At 68.2% G+C, this 12,111-nt stretch carries 15 protein-coding genes; 6 read left to right on the top strand and 9 right to left on the bottom strand.

Annotated elements, in window-relative coordinates; genetic code table 11:
• Positions 1–100 precede the first annotated feature (100 nt).
• The 4 genes from ACFRKB_RS03805 to ACFRKB_RS03790 are packed head-to-tail and all read left to right on the top strand — an operon-like array spanning position 101 to position 3,145.
• Positions 101–562 (top strand): hypothetical protein, encoded by a 462-nt coding sequence (locus tag ACFRKB_RS03805; protein ID WP_383103019.1) that lies wholly within the window; start codon positions 101–103, stop codon positions 560–562.
• Entirely contained in the window at positions 559–933 is a 375-nt protein-coding gene (locus ACFRKB_RS03800; protein ID WP_383103017.1) for a hypothetical protein, read from the top strand. The genes ACFRKB_RS03805 and ACFRKB_RS03800 overlap by 4 nt, the downstream gene beginning before the upstream one ends.
• Positions 930–2,534 (top strand): alpha/beta hydrolase, encoded by a 1,605-nt coding sequence (locus tag ACFRKB_RS03795; protein WP_383103016.1) that lies wholly within the window; start codon positions 930–932, stop codon positions 2,532–2,534. The genes ACFRKB_RS03800 and ACFRKB_RS03795 overlap by 4 nt, the downstream gene beginning before the upstream one ends.
• On the top strand, positions 2,531–3,145 hold the full coding sequence (locus ACFRKB_RS03790; protein ID WP_383103014.1) for a hypothetical protein: 615 nt from the start codon (positions 2,531–2,533) through the stop codon (positions 3,143–3,145). Before ACFRKB_RS03795 ends, ACFRKB_RS03790 begins: the two co-directional genes overlap by 4 nt.
• Positions 3,146–3,233: 88 nt before the next feature.
• On the opposite strand, the gene ACFRKB_RS03785 is transcribed toward ACFRKB_RS03790, so the two are convergent.
• Entirely contained in the window at positions 3,234–3,758 is a 525-nt protein-coding gene (locus tag ACFRKB_RS03785; RefSeq protein WP_383103012.1) for an ATP-binding protein, read from the bottom strand.
• A 277-nt stretch (positions 3,759–4,035) separates the two neighbouring features.
• Here ACFRKB_RS03785 and ACFRKB_RS03780 point away from each other — a divergent pair, with 277 nt between their 5' ends.
• Both ACFRKB_RS03780 and ACFRKB_RS03775 read left to right on the top strand, forming a co-directional pair.
• Positions 4,036–4,887, top strand: coding sequence for a helix-turn-helix domain-containing protein (locus ACFRKB_RS03780; RefSeq protein ID WP_383103011.1), 852 nt, complete (start codon positions 4,036–4,038; stop codon positions 4,885–4,887).
• A gap of 11 nt (positions 4,888–4,898) precedes the next feature.
• Positions 4,899–5,090: a hypothetical protein gene (locus tag ACFRKB_RS03775; RefSeq protein ID WP_326810764.1), complete on the top strand. Its 192-nt coding sequence runs from the start codon at positions 4,899–4,901 to the stop codon at positions 5,088–5,090.
• A gap of 100 nt (positions 5,091–5,190) precedes the next feature.
• On the opposite strand, the gene ACFRKB_RS03770 is transcribed toward ACFRKB_RS03775, so the two are convergent.
• The 8 genes from ACFRKB_RS03770 to ACFRKB_RS03735 all read right to left on the bottom strand — a co-directional run bounded on the left by ACFRKB_RS03770 (position 5,191) and on the right by ACFRKB_RS03735 (position 12,091).
• On the bottom strand, positions 5,191–5,847 hold the full coding sequence (locus ACFRKB_RS03770) for an OmpA family protein (protein ID WP_383103010.1): 657 nt from the start codon (positions 5,845–5,847) through the stop codon (positions 5,191–5,193).
• On the bottom strand, positions 5,847–6,446 hold the full coding sequence (locus tag ACFRKB_RS03765; protein WP_383103009.1) for a hypothetical protein: 600 nt from the start codon (positions 6,444–6,446) through the stop codon (positions 5,847–5,849). Before ACFRKB_RS03765 ends, ACFRKB_RS03770 begins: the two co-directional genes overlap by 1 nt.
• Before the next feature lie 32 nt (positions 6,447–6,478).
• The gene (locus tag ACFRKB_RS03760; protein WP_383103007.1) at positions 6,479–7,153 is read right to left on the bottom strand and encodes a pilus assembly protein TadG-related protein; all 675 of its coding nucleotides are present in this window, start codon (positions 7,151–7,153) and stop codon (positions 6,479–6,481) included.
• A gap of 2 nt (positions 7,154–7,155) precedes the next feature.
• The gene (locus tag ACFRKB_RS03755; protein ID WP_030353018.1) at positions 7,156–7,392 is read right to left on the bottom strand and encodes a hypothetical protein; all 237 of its coding nucleotides are present in this window, start codon (positions 7,390–7,392) and stop codon (positions 7,156–7,158) included.
• A 269-nt stretch (positions 7,393–7,661) separates the two neighbouring features.
• Positions 7,662–8,750, bottom strand: coding sequence for a response regulator (locus tag ACFRKB_RS03750; RefSeq protein ID WP_383103005.1), 1,089 nt, complete (start codon positions 8,748–8,750; stop codon positions 7,662–7,664).
• A 50-nt stretch (positions 8,751–8,800) separates the two neighbouring features.
• Positions 8,801–10,138: a sensor histidine kinase gene (locus ACFRKB_RS03745; protein ID WP_383103004.1), complete on the bottom strand. Its 1,338-nt coding sequence runs from the start codon at positions 10,136–10,138 to the stop codon at positions 8,801–8,803.
• Between the two features lie 92 nt (positions 10,139–10,230).
• A complete protein-coding gene (locus ACFRKB_RS03740) occupies positions 10,231–11,118 on the bottom strand; it encodes a DUF5936 domain-containing protein (RefSeq protein ID WP_383103280.1) in 888 nt (295 codons plus the stop codon).
• A 31-nt stretch (positions 11,119–11,149) separates the two neighbouring features.
• Positions 11,150–12,091 carry a type II secretion system F family protein gene (locus ACFRKB_RS03735; RefSeq protein WP_383103003.1) on the bottom strand — a complete coding sequence of 314 codons (942 nt, stop codon included), beginning with the start codon at positions 12,089–12,091 and terminating at the stop codon, positions 11,150–11,152.
• Between the last annotated feature and the right edge of the window lie 20 nt (positions 12,092–12,111).

The following is a 12,111-nucleotide window of genomic DNA, read 5'->3' as shown; positions in this document are numbered from 1 at the left end:
CGGCAATCGAAGTGCGCGATTTTCACGACGGTGCAGCAGAGCGCATTGGATAGCTTGATCCGGCACGAGCCGCAACACGGATAATTGGGGAAGGGCGAACATGACAACCGAGGCGTACTCGGAATCCTGGAGACAGCTGATCGACCTGGCTGGTCAGGAAAGAGGGAATGCCGCGAACGCGCGGATGTCGTTGGCGTCGGCGTCGGCGTCGGCAGGCGGATCGAGCAACGCGGCCTCCGACGGCGACCTGAAACACACCGGCCGGCCGTGGACGACCGCGGCCGGAGTCGCCGAATCCTTACGGACGAGCACCGCGACCGCCAAGAGCAGGCTGTCATCCGCGCATACGGGTGTCGCCGCGCGCAATGAAGGACTGGCGAGTGCGAGCGTGCTGACGTCGGTGCTCACCTCGTGGGAGGACCGGCTGGGGTCCGTGCGGGACGAATGCGGATCCCTCGCCCCGAAGCTGCGCTTGGTCGGCAAGGACCTGGGAGAGCAGGACGTGAAGGTGAAATCGTCGCTGCAGGGGATCGACACGCCGAGTGACCCGAGGGAGAAGTGACCGCTGTGCTGACGTGGCAGCGATTACGCGACCTGAAGTGGTCGGAGTTCCAGGACGCGGCGGACGGCTGGGGCGAGGCCAGTAACCGAGCCGACGCGGCTCGCGACCGGGTGAGCAATGAGATGGCCAACCAGCTCTCGAAGTCGCAGAAGGGCGAGGCGGCGACGGCCGCACTGGGGCGGCTGAAGCGGCTCGACCGGAACTTCGAGTACATCTACACGGAGTGCGGACTGGTCCGTACGACGCTGAACAGCCTCGCGTTCGAACTGAGCGGAGCGCAGCGGAGCGCAGCGGAGCGCAGCGGAGCGCAGCGGAGCGCAGCGGAGCGCAGCGGAGCGCAGCGGAGCGCAGCGGAGCGCAGCGGAGGTTGAAGGACGCTCTGGAGGACGCGGCGAATCTGAAGTTCGCGGTGCGAGCGGACGGGTCCGTCAGTTACCCGGCCGGTGGCGAGAACATCATCGACGGCAAGGAACTCCCGGGCGGCAGCACGAACGGGTCTCCGGCGGGCACGCCGTACGGCCCCTCGCTGGGAGCCCCCTCGGGCGCACCACCGCTGACCAATCCCAACCCCAACCACGCCAAGGCACAGGCCATCGCCGACCGCATCCTGCGTGCGGTCAACGAGGCCCAGGACATCGACAGCCGCTTCAGCAAGACGCTCGGCAGACTCAAGGCGGCCCCGGGCCTCACCGTCGATACGAAGACCTGGACGGACGCCGCCGCCGACGCCGCGGCCGTTCGGGGCGCGGCGGACGACTACTTGAAGAAGGACATCCCCGGCGACAAGTCCCCGGCGGAGCGCAAGGCCTGGTGGACGTCCCTCACGCGGGAGCAGCGCGAGGAGTATCTGGCGGTGTACCCGAATGAGATCGGCAACTTGGACGGAATCCCCTCCGACGTGCGCGACACGGCCAACAGAGACAACTTGCAGCTGCTGATCGGCAAGCTGGAGGGGCAGGACGGGGAACAGGCGCGGGCCCAGTTGGCGGGGCTGAGGTCGATCGACGAGCAGTTACGGGCGGAGCCGGAGAAGGGCGTGCCGCCGATGTATCTGCTGGGTATCGGGGACGAGGGCAACGGCCGCGCGATCGTGTCGTTCGGCAACCCGGACGCGTCGAGGAATGTGTCCGCGTACGTTCCGGGTCTCGGGACATCCTTGGACGAGGCATTCGCCCGTAACGATGTGCAGCGCGCACGCGACACCGCCAAGGCCGCAAGTGACATCGACGATTCCAGCGCCGCGATCGTGTGGCTCGGATATGACGCACCGCAGTTGCCCGCAGAGAAGCTGATCGACAACGCGGGCGTGATGTTCGAGCGAGATGGCAAGGTCGGGGCCGTTGCGTACAACGAGTTCATGGCGGGGATCTCGGCGACGAACCAGAACCCTGATCCGCATGTGACCGCCATCGGCCATTCGTACGGTTCATTCACCGTGGGACAGGCGGCGCAGCGGGACGGCGGAATCCCAGGAGCGGATGACATCGTCCTGCTCGGCAGCCCCGGCACCGGTGCGAGTTCCGCCGAGGACCTCGGGGTGGGCAAGGGCCATGTGTACGTCGGCGCCGCGGACAACGACCCCGTGACCATGCTGCCGAGCGAGGACGAGTCGAGTGCTCTCGGCGCCGGTGTGGCAGGCGGCGCCTCCGCCGGAGCCTCCTTGGGGCTCGTAGGAGGCCCGATCAGTGGCATTGCCGGCGGCGTGGTGGGCGGCGTTGCCGGTGGCACAGCCGGATACATGTCGTCGGAGGACGAGAGTCAACTCTGGTTCGGGACGGATCCGGCCCACGATGACTTCGGCGCGAAGCGCTTCAAGGTAGATGACGGACCGCGCCCGTTCATCGACGGTCAGGGGCCCACGCCGGCCCACTCGAACTACTTCGACCCCGAAAAGGACCCCATGTCCGCCCAGAACATTGCTCTGATCGTCGCGGGTCGCAGCGACCAGATCACGACCCAGGAGCCTCGGTGAAGGTGCTACGCATTGCTCTGGTCACGGCTCTCGCGATCAGTGCAACCGGATGTTCAATTCTGGAAACGCCAGGGGAGCAAGGAATGGAAAAGCGCGTGGTCAGCAAGATCAGTCTTCAGGAGGCAGCCGAGAAGGCCGACGCGATCCTGCTGAGCACCATGTCGTCAGTCCAGCCGACGTTGAACTGGGTGCATGACGGGTCCACGGACGGCGGATGTGGCGACTACACCATCGACGGCAAGACCACCAGCTCTGTGACTCGGCGCGTTGCGGTCATGACCATCGTCTCGGAGGCCAGACGCGGAAGTCTGCTCGGCGTGGTCGAGCGCCACTGGAAGAAACAGGGTTACACGATCACCAGCATGAACGCCAGCAAGGAATTCCCGGCCATCAACGCTCGGACCCCCGAGGACTTCCGCATGAGTGTCCTTGTCGGCGGCAAGGGCCAGTTCTTCTTCAGCGTCGTCACTCCGTGTTTCATCGAGTCGGAGGTCGCCCCACCCAGGACGAGTGCCAACGGGACCCCCTTCGAAGGGTCGAAGGTCCCTGATCCGTCCGTCCATTCCGACTTCTGGTCAGCTAATAGCCCGATCCCGTCCCCATCCCCCTGAAAGCAGCACCGCGCGGGCAGTGATCCCACGGGCCCGGGACCCACGAATAGGTCCCGGGCCCCCGGGCCCCGACCCGACGAACGCCGGTTCAGGGACGCTTCCCGCCCGCGTCGAGGCGTCGACACGGCAGTACCGCCCACGACTTGACCCCTCGCTGCGGCGGCTCCGCCTCGGCCGTGCCCCATTCGCCACCGCACTCATCGACACTGGCCGCGAGCAGCCAGAGCGCGCCCCGGCGACGTTCCGCGCAGAGGCTCACGTCGTCGGGGTCGGCGTGGCGCGGATGCTGGTCCCAGAGGACGAGGCGGAGGGCGTCCGTGCGGTGGCGGAGGGAGAGGTAGAGCTCCCGGTCCGGCGTCAGTCTGACCGCTGTGGCGATCAGTTCTGTGGCGACGAGTACAGCCAGGTCCGCGTACGGGGCGAGTCCATGCACCTCCAGCGCGGACCGGATCGCGGCACGCGCGGCGGCCGCGCAATGGGGTTCACCGGGAAGGGTGAAGCTGTAGGCCAGGCTCTCAAGACGGGGCAACCGGTTGCGGCGGCGGCCGGCGAGGCCCGCGTGGGCGAGGACGGGTTGGGCCACCGGGCAGTGCGTGGCGCGCATGAGCGGCATGGATGTCTCCCTCGGACGGGGCGAGTTGGGTCATGTTCCGCGTCGCGGCTGAGCAGTGGCTTGTCTCCCTGACGCGGGACCGGCCCTCCCAGGGGAGGAGCTGCGGGCAGGACCGCGTGATGCACTTCAACTCAGCTGCGTGAGCGATGCGTTACCGACTGTAGGGCATTCGGGAGTACGTGTACTACTCTTCGTGGATGTCGCCGGTCGGTGGACCGGGTATGCGCTCCATCGGCAGACTGAGGTCTCTCAGGCAGGAATGAGCGGGAGGGTCGGAATGCCGCCGAGGAGTTCACCCACGGAGCGACAGCGCCGGCTCGGCGCCGAGTTGCGGAAGATGCGCCTGGCGGCGGGCATGACCACGGAGTTCGCCGCCGGACTGCTGGACGTTCCCCGCACCAACGTGCCCAACATGGAGTCCGGCCGCTCCGGGCTCAGCGTCGAGCGCGTACGTACGCTGTCCGGCAATTACGGGTGCGAGGACAAGGCGCTGGTCGACGCCCTCGCCTCGATGGCGGTGGCCAGAGGCAAGGGGTGGTGGGAGACGTACCGCGGCGCCCTGCCTCAAGGGCTGCTGGACATCGCCGAGTTGGAGTGGCACGCCACGCGTTTGAGCACGCTCCAGACAGTTCACCTTCCGGGGCTTCTGCACCTGAGCGATTACGCACGCGCCGTGTTCACCGCCGTCCTCCCTCCGCTCTCCGCGTCCGAGGTCGAACTGCGTGTGGCCCACCGTCTTGAGCGTCAGCAAGTGCTCGACCGGCCCGACCCGCTGCGGTACGCCGGGTACGTCCACGAAGCGGCGCTCCGTATGCAGTTCGGGGGACGCCGGGCCACCCGCGAGCAGCTTCGTCATCTGTGCACCATGTCCGAGCGCGACCACATCGAACTGCGCATACTGCCGGTTCGGGCCGGGGCCTTCCCGGGCGCGGGTCATGCCGTTCTCTATGCCGAGGGACCTGTGCCGCAGTTGGACACCGTTCAGCTCGATTCGGCCCACGGCCCCGTGTTCAGCCATGCCGAGGGCGAACTCATGAAATACCGGGCGCACTTCGCTTGGATGGAGGAGCACGCTCTGAGCACCGAACAGTCGCGTGACTTCATCCACGGGATCGCACACGAGCTCTGAGAGAGGCCGACATGTCAGAGATCCACTGGGAAGACGCCTTCTGTGGCGAGGGCAACAACTGCTTCCGCATAGGCACGGACGACGACGGCAACGGCTACATCTCCGTACGCGGCCAAGAGGACCACTACCTCACCGACAGCCGCGACGCCCTGCGCAATCTGATCCGCGAGATCAAGGCCGGCAAGGCCGACCACCTGCTCTGACCGCGCACGCGCCGAGGGGGCGGGTCCACAAACCGGCTGTGGACCCGCCCCCTCGGCAGCTGACTGGTGACTGGTGACTGGTGACTGGTGACTCGGAAGCCTACGAGCTCTCCCCGCGCGGGAAGGAGACCTCCACGCGACGGTTCTTCTTGCGGCCTTCTTCGGTGCTGTTGTCCGCAATCGGGTACTGCTCGCCGTAGCCACGGATCTCGAACGTGACCCCGGCGGAGGTCAGTTGCCCCTGCAGCACACCGTGCACGGCTTCGGCGCGCTGCTTGGAGAGCACGTCGCCGTGCGCGGCCGAGCCGAGGTCGTCCGTGAAGCCGAAGACCCGGACCTTCGTCGCGCCCTGCTTCTTGATCTCCTCGGCGATGGCGGCGATACGGGAGTTCGCGGCGGACGACAGCCTGGCGCTGTCCTTGCCGAAGAGGACCTCGGCCTGGAGCGCGAACTTGACGTTCTCGTTCGTGTCCTCGCGGCGCTCTTCACCGCCCTCGGACTCGACGACGGAGATGATGTCGAGCACCTTGGCCGGCGCGAGGGTGGCGCCCGCCCGGAGCTTGAGGCCGGGGGCGTTGCCGTCGACCTGGGGTGGTGGCGAGGTCGACTCGGTGCCGGGTGGCGTACTGGGGGTCTCGTCGGCGCGCGCGCCGGGTGCCATGGTGAACTGCACACCGGCGAGGAGCACGACGGCGGCGAGCGCCGTCGCCGCCGGGCGCCTGGATGCCCTGCGTGCGCGGGGCGTCGTGGCACGCATCAGGAGATCTCAATCGTCGCGGAGGGCATCAGCGGCAGTTGGAGGTCGACCTGGTTCGTGGATGACGGCGGAGCCGGGAACTGAGCGAAGAAGGCTTCGCTCCCACCGCCGTCGATACGGCTGATGCCGGTCGTGGTCAGCGGGTAGCCATCCGTGTCGCGCAGGACGTAGTAACGCTTCTTCTCCGCTTTGTCCACCAGCGTCATACCCGCCAGGGAACGGCCCGTCCGCTTCACTTGCGACTCGGAGCCGTTCCACTGGACCGGGGCCGACTGGTCACTGCCGCTGGTGTTCTTGATCGTCCCCGTCACCGTGAGGAAGCCACCGTCGTCGCGGGTCGCGGTGTGGATGACGAACTGGAACCCGTTGCTGCCGTTGATCGTTGCCAAGGTCTTGCTGGTGTCGGGGACGGTGGTGCCGCCGCTCCCCTCACTCTCCTTGGGCTTCTCGTCGCCAGGAGCGGAGGACGACGCGCCGGTGTTCTGCTCCTTGTTGTCCGCGTCGCCGCCCCCACAGGCTGTCAGGGAGACGCTCAACGCCACGACAGCGAGAGCGGCCCCGGCCGCCCTACGGGCCTTCGCCCCATGCCACAGACTCATTAATCCTGTTCCTTTGCGTTCGCTCGCGGTGGTCAGTCCTGGGCCAGTCGGACGGAGAATAGATCGGCCGAGTCCGGGAGCAGGTCGAGATGCTCCGGATCGATGGGCCACATAGTGCCGCCACATTCGAGCGAGCCCGGTGATGCCTGCTCGGTGTCGTCCGGGTTTTCCCCGTCCGGCGGCGGTTCCTCGCCGTCTGTGGGCGGATTCTCCTCATCCTCAGCGGGCTTGAAGGTGCACCGGGGTTCCACGACCGCCGTGGCGAACGCCTCGGCCTTCTTGTCCGCGGTTCCCGGCAGGATGGTGGCACCCATCGGCTTCTTGGTCTCGACGTGGACCGTGAAGCCCCACCTGTCCTCCATGGCGCGGCAGCCTTCGCCGCGTTCGTCCGTCACCAGAACGGCCTCGTTCCGGTCGGCGAAACGTTCCGCGGCGTCGCATCCGACCGCGGTGCCCATGGGGTCGCCGTTGAAGATGTCGTCCAAAAATGCGGGGTTCAGCAGATTCTCCAGGACCTTCACGCTGACGAAATCGTCGCGGGACTCCTGGGCCGCCGCCAAGGCCGCGGCGTCCGCCGCGGACTGCGCACCACTGTGCTTCGCACCGGCCTGACCGACCGTGAAGAGCGCGAGCGCGAGAAAGAGCAGGCCCGCCACCATCGTGATGTAGATGGGAGCGGCCTGCCCTGCCTCACCGGAACGCTTCACGGTCAGCTGGCGTCCAGAATCTCGCTGACCTTGTCCGACAGGCCGTTCGCGATGTCGTCCGCGACACCGGTGCCCACGATGGCCACGATGATCAGCGCCACCAGAACGATCACGCCCACGTACTCGACGGCGCCCTGACCCTTGTCGCTGCGGCGCTTCATCGCCGTGACGGCCGTGTTCGCCCAGGTGCCGACGTAGAGCTTGGCGTTGGTGGCGGCCTTCAGCGTGATGTTCGACATGGTGTTCTCCTCCGGTGTCGGCCGGCCGTGTACCGGCCGACTCGTACGAGTCTTTGGTGTCACTCGCGTTTCCGGCTTCCTCCTGGCCGGTCTCGCTGGCGACATGAGAAACGTACGCCGGGGACGCCCCCCTCAGCATGGGCCTGCGGGCCCAACTCAGGGCCCAACGCGGGGATTGGGCCCCGCCGGGTATCGCGGACCCCGGTATCCCGGAGCCCGGCATGCGGGAGCCCGCCGCCGTCCCGGACGTCCGGTCGTCTCGCGCGCGTTCAGCCATGGTTCGCCGACCCCCCGCGCGCGATGCCGTGCCACAGGGCGATGGCCTCCCCGCGGCTGCCCGCGTTGAGCTTGGCGAAGATGCGGTTGATGTGGTTCTTGACGGTCTTCTGACTGATGAAGCAGGCCGCGGCGATCTGCTGATTGGTCATTCCCGACCCGATCAGGTCCATGATCTCCACCTCCCGCTGGCTCAGTTCGGAGTACAGGGCCGCCGAGGCCGCCCCGGACGATTGCCGCCCCTGAAGAGAATGTCCCACATTCGCTTGCGAAAGCGAAGGGTCTTGAGCAAATTGTTGCGTGCTCAACTCTGGGTCAACCGCACCGACCTGGGCGTCGGTTGACGGAAAGTACGGCGAATGCCCAGCAGGGGTTGCATGTGCAGACGCGGACGTTTGCTCGGGAACGCTGGGCAAATATCCGGGGCCGGTGAACGCCGTGCCCAGTCCCTCCGGCAGCTGCCCGCCCTCCGGCCGCCCGCCGGCGCCGCCCCGTACCGTCGCCAGCAGCGCGCTGGACGCGGAGTAGGTGAAGTGGGCCCTGCCCTGCTTGATGTCCCGTACGGCCTCGACCAGTTGGTCCGCCGTGAACTCGCCGTGGACGAGATAGCCGCCCGCGCCCAGTCGCAGCGCCTCGTGGACGATCTCGCTCTCACGGCTGTACGTCATCATCAGGACCGGGGCCAGCCGCACCAGATGAGGCAGGGCGGAGATCCCGTCCACGCCCGGCATACGCACATCGAGCAGGATCACGTCCGGCCGGTGCTGTACGGCCTGTTCGTACGCCTGGCGGCCGTCCTGGGCCTCCGCGGCGACCTCGATGTCGTCGCGTCCGGACAGCAGGACGGTAAGGCCCGCCCGTACCACCGGGTTGTCGTCGGCGACCACGACGCGCAGGGGCGGCGCGGCCGGCATCGTCCGGGGGAAGTCGGGGAGTTCTCCGGATGCCGCCGGCGGTGCGGATGTGGGGACTCCGGCGGTCTGTTCCGAGCTGAGCGGTGTGGTGTGCGAGGACGTGTGCTGCGAGGCATGGGCCTGTTGCGTCCAGTGCTGCCCGGAAGTGCTGGAGATGTCGTCCGGCATGGCTGCGGCCTCCTCTCAGGTGTGGGGACGAATGAATGGTTCGTTCGGGTTCAGTTGAGCTGGGGGACGGGGCTCGGCGGCCACTGTCCCCCCTCTGTAGGTCGCAGGGCGTTCAGCGGCAGTTCCAGCCGTACCTCCGTCCCCTTCGCCGCCCGGCCCCTGCCGATGCGGATACGGGCGCCGATGGAGGCGGCCCGCTCGACCATGCCGACCAGCCCGAAGTGCCCGGCCCGGCGCAGATCGTCGAGGGTGGTGCCGGGCGGCAGGCCCTGTCCGTCGTCGTACACGCTGATACGCAGCAGGTCCCCGGCGACGCCCGCCGAGACATGGACGGATTCGGCCTTCGCGTGGCGCTGGGCGTTCTCCATCGCCTCGGTGGCGATGGTCAGCGCGTGCCGGGCCACGGCGTGCGGGATCGGCGGTACGGGGAGGTCACCGAGCCGCCGGAAGGTGGCGGACACGCTGTGGCGGCGGCCGAAGTCGTCGGTACGGGAGTGGAGTTCGCCCAGGACGTCGATTCCGCCGTCCAGTCCGGACTGCCGCCGCAGGTCCGACAGCAGCTCCCGCGACTCGGCGGCGGCCCGGCGCGCCGAGCGGGCCACCAGTTCGGCCTGGTGCTTGACGGTGCGCGGTTCCATCCGGTCCGCCGAGCCGGCCAGCCCGTCCGCCGCCATGGCCAGACCGTGCAGCGTCTTGGCCACCGAGTCGTGCATCTCGCGGGCGAGCCTGGCGCGTTCCTCCTCGACCGCGCCGCTGACCGCGAGCCGGGCGCGGGCCTCGGTCAGCGCCTGGCTCGCGGTGCCGAAGCCCAGCATGAGGTTGCGCAGCGTGCTGCCGATCGCGCCCGCCATGACGCACAGCCCCGGCAGCAGCAGCGCGTTGAAGCCCGCCTCCGCCTCGCTGTTGACGGCGTACGCCCCGGCGACGATCAGTGACTGGAGTACGGCGAAGAGCGCGGCGCCGCGCCAGCCGTACACCAGCCCGGCGAGCAGCGGGGTGCAGATGGTGACATACGCGAGCGTCGAGTCCGGGGAGGCCGTGGCCAGCAGCAGCGCGCCGAAGAACATGTCGGCGGCGAGCAGCAGCGGGTGGCGCAGCAGAAACGGTCCGAAGCGTTCCCAGTCGCGCAGCAGGACGTAGGAGACCATGAAGGTGACGAGCACGGCCGAGCCGACGAGCCAGATCCCCACGCCCGACGCGGTACTCCTGAGGGCGAAGGGCGCGGCGAGGGCGATCATCGCGAGCCGGAAACCGAAGACCTGCCGGCACAGCGCCTGAAGGGCGTTCACCTGGATCGGCAGCGCCGGCACGTGCTTCGGGTCGGCGGTGGCAGAACGCGGCACCTCACTGTTGTTGCCGCCCGTGAGGATGAGGGTCTTCTGGGCCATGGGGGTCACCTCCCGTACTGGGGATCGGGCTCACGCGTCATGTGGTCGCCGGTGCCGGGCCCCTGTGCCGGGCCACCGCCACCGTGGTGGGGTCACTGGCCGAGGATGTCCCCGAAGTCGACACCGGAGCCGTAGTAGAAGCTGAGGACGATCAGCAGCATGGTGGCCGGGAGCATGACCATCGTCACGACGAGCGTGGTCTTCGGTACGGCCTGGGCGGCCCGGCGCCGTGCGTTCTGCGCGTCGGTGCGCCGCATGTCATTGGCGATCTGTATCAGCGTGTCCACGATCGGGGCACCCAGCTCCTCGCCCTGCTGGAGCGCGGTGACGAACATCGACACCTGCTCGGAGGCGTTGCGCCGGCGCAGCTGGTCGAACGCCTCGCGCCTGCTGACGCCCATGTCCATCTGCCGCAGGGTGATCCGGAGTTCGTCGGACCAGGGCCCCTTGTACTTCTCCGCAACGCGCTCCAGCGCCTGCCGGAAGCCGAGACCGGCGGAGACGACGACGGCGAGGACGTCGAGGAAGTCGGGCAGGGTGCGCTCGATGTCCTCTTTCCGGCGGGCGATGTGCGAGCGGATGATGACGTCCGTCCACACCAGGCCGTACGCGAGGGCCAGTATCGCGATGATCGGCTGGCCGCGCACGACGAGCGCCAGCGCGGCGAACACGCCGAGGAATCCGTAGACCGCGCGCCGGGCGGCGTAGCGGTCCACCGTCATACCGCCGGGGTTACCGGCCATGTCGAGCCGTCGGCGCAGCGCGTCGACGCGCTTGGGGCCCATCATGCGGAGCACGGACGGGGCGTAACGCATGCCGAGCCGGTCTATCCCGGAGCCGACGGCGGTGGTACGGGTGGCGCCGACCTCCAGCGCGATGGCGAGGTCACCGGGCAGTTTGGCGTCGGCGCGATAGAGGCGGACGCCCTGGAACGCTCCGTAGACGGACAGTCCGACGACGACCGCGAGCAGCAGACCCATCATGTTCTCTCCTCCTTCCTCGGACCCGGACTCAGACCTGGACCCGGGACATACGCTGAATCAGGAAGAAGCCCACGCCGTACATCGCGAAGGCCACGACGACCGCGGCCTGGCCGAGCACCGATCCCGTCATCTTGTCCAGCGCTCCCGCGGACATGGAGTTGATCACCAGCAGGAAGCCGAGTCCGAGCATCGGCACCGCCACGGCGGTGACCCTGATCTGGGAGAGCATGGTCTTGACCTCTCGGCGGGTTTCCTTGCGCTCGTCCAGCGTCTCCGTGAGGTTGCGCAGCGAGCTCACCACCTGGCCGCCGGCCCGGCTGGAGAGCACCAGCGTGGTGACGAGGACGACCAGCTCGCGCGAGGGCAGCCGGTCGGCCAGCTCGCCGAGCGCGTCGTCCATGGAGTGGCCGACGGCGAGCTGGTCGGCGACCCTGCGCAGCTCCTCGCCCGCCGGATCGTCGAGTTCCTCGGCGGCCATCGCCAGGGCGGTACGCAGCGCCAGTCCGGCCTGGGTGGCGTTGGCGAGTACGCGGGTCAGCTCGGGCAGCTGGTTGATGAAGGCTTCCGTGCGCTTGGCGCGCTGCCAGTTGAGGAAGGCGTTTCCGCCCCAGACGCCGATCAGCGCGGCCAGGATGCCGAAGAACTGGGCGAAGATCGCGCCGATGGTGAAGTACAGCGCCAGCAGCCCGGCCACCACGTACACGAAGTACTCGCCGGGGGTCAGATCGAGGCCCGTCACCGCGATCTTGCGCTCGATGCGCTTGCCGAGCTTCGTCGTACGCAGCCACTGGTCGATGCCGACGAAGCGCCGGCGGCGGCCGGACGCCGTGTTGATCTGTCCTGTCTGGGACATGCGCGCGACGAGTACCTGCCGCTGGGCCTTCCCCGACGAGTAGACGTGCACACCGATGACGGCGAGCACACAGGTGAGCAGCGTGACGCCGATCGTCAGGAGCGGAAGATTATCCATGTCGTGCGGGACCTTCTCGG

This window comes from Streptomyces scopuliridis (assembly GCF_042790125.1).
Classification (GTDB): Bacteria; Actinomycetota; Actinomycetes; order Streptomycetales; family Streptomycetaceae; genus Streptomyces; species Streptomyces scopuliridis_A.
Note: the sequence above shows the minus strand (reverse complement) of the source record. Positions and strands in the feature narration are given on the sequence as shown.

Excerpts from the sequence above, each read along its gene's own strand:
- ACFRKB_RS03805 (WP_383103019.1), top strand. The coding sequence starts at position 101 with ATGACAACCGAGGCGTACTCGGAATCCTGGAGACAGCTGATCGACCTG.
- ACFRKB_RS03785 (WP_383103012.1), bottom strand. The coding sequence starts at position 3,758 with ATGCCGCTCATGCGCGCCACGCACTGCCCGGTGGCCCAACCCGTCCTC.
- ACFRKB_RS03780 (WP_383103011.1), top strand. The coding sequence starts at position 4,036 with ATGCCGCCGAGGAGTTCACCCACGGAGCGACAGCGCCGGCTCGGCGCC.
- ACFRKB_RS03775 (WP_326810764.1), top strand. The coding sequence starts at position 4,899 with ATGTCAGAGATCCACTGGGAAGACGCCTTCTGTGGCGAGGGCAACAAC.
- ACFRKB_RS03770 (WP_383103010.1), bottom strand. The coding sequence starts at position 5,847 with ATGCGTGCCACGACGCCCCGCGCACGCAGGGCATCCAGGCGCCCGGCG.
- ACFRKB_RS03765 (WP_383103009.1), bottom strand. The coding sequence starts at position 6,446 with ATGAGTCTGTGGCATGGGGCGAAGGCCCGTAGGGCGGCCGGGGCCGCT.
- ACFRKB_RS03755 (WP_030353018.1), bottom strand. The coding sequence starts at position 7,392 with ATGTCGAACATCACGCTGAAGGCCGCCACCAACGCCAAGCTCTACGTC.
- ACFRKB_RS03750 (WP_383103005.1), bottom strand. The coding sequence starts at position 8,750 with ATGCCGGACGACATCTCCAGCACTTCCGGGCAGCACTGGACGCAACAG.
- ACFRKB_RS03745 (WP_383103004.1), bottom strand. The coding sequence starts at position 10,138 with ATGGCCCAGAAGACCCTCATCCTCACGGGCGGCAACAACAGTGAGGTG.
- ACFRKB_RS03740 (WP_383103280.1), bottom strand. The coding sequence starts at position 11,118 with ATGGGTCTGCTGCTCGCGGTCGTCGTCGGACTGTCCGTCTACGGAGCG.
- ACFRKB_RS03735 (WP_383103003.1), bottom strand. The coding sequence starts at position 12,091 with ATGGATAATCTTCCGCTCCTGACGATCGGCGTCACGCTGCTCACCTGT.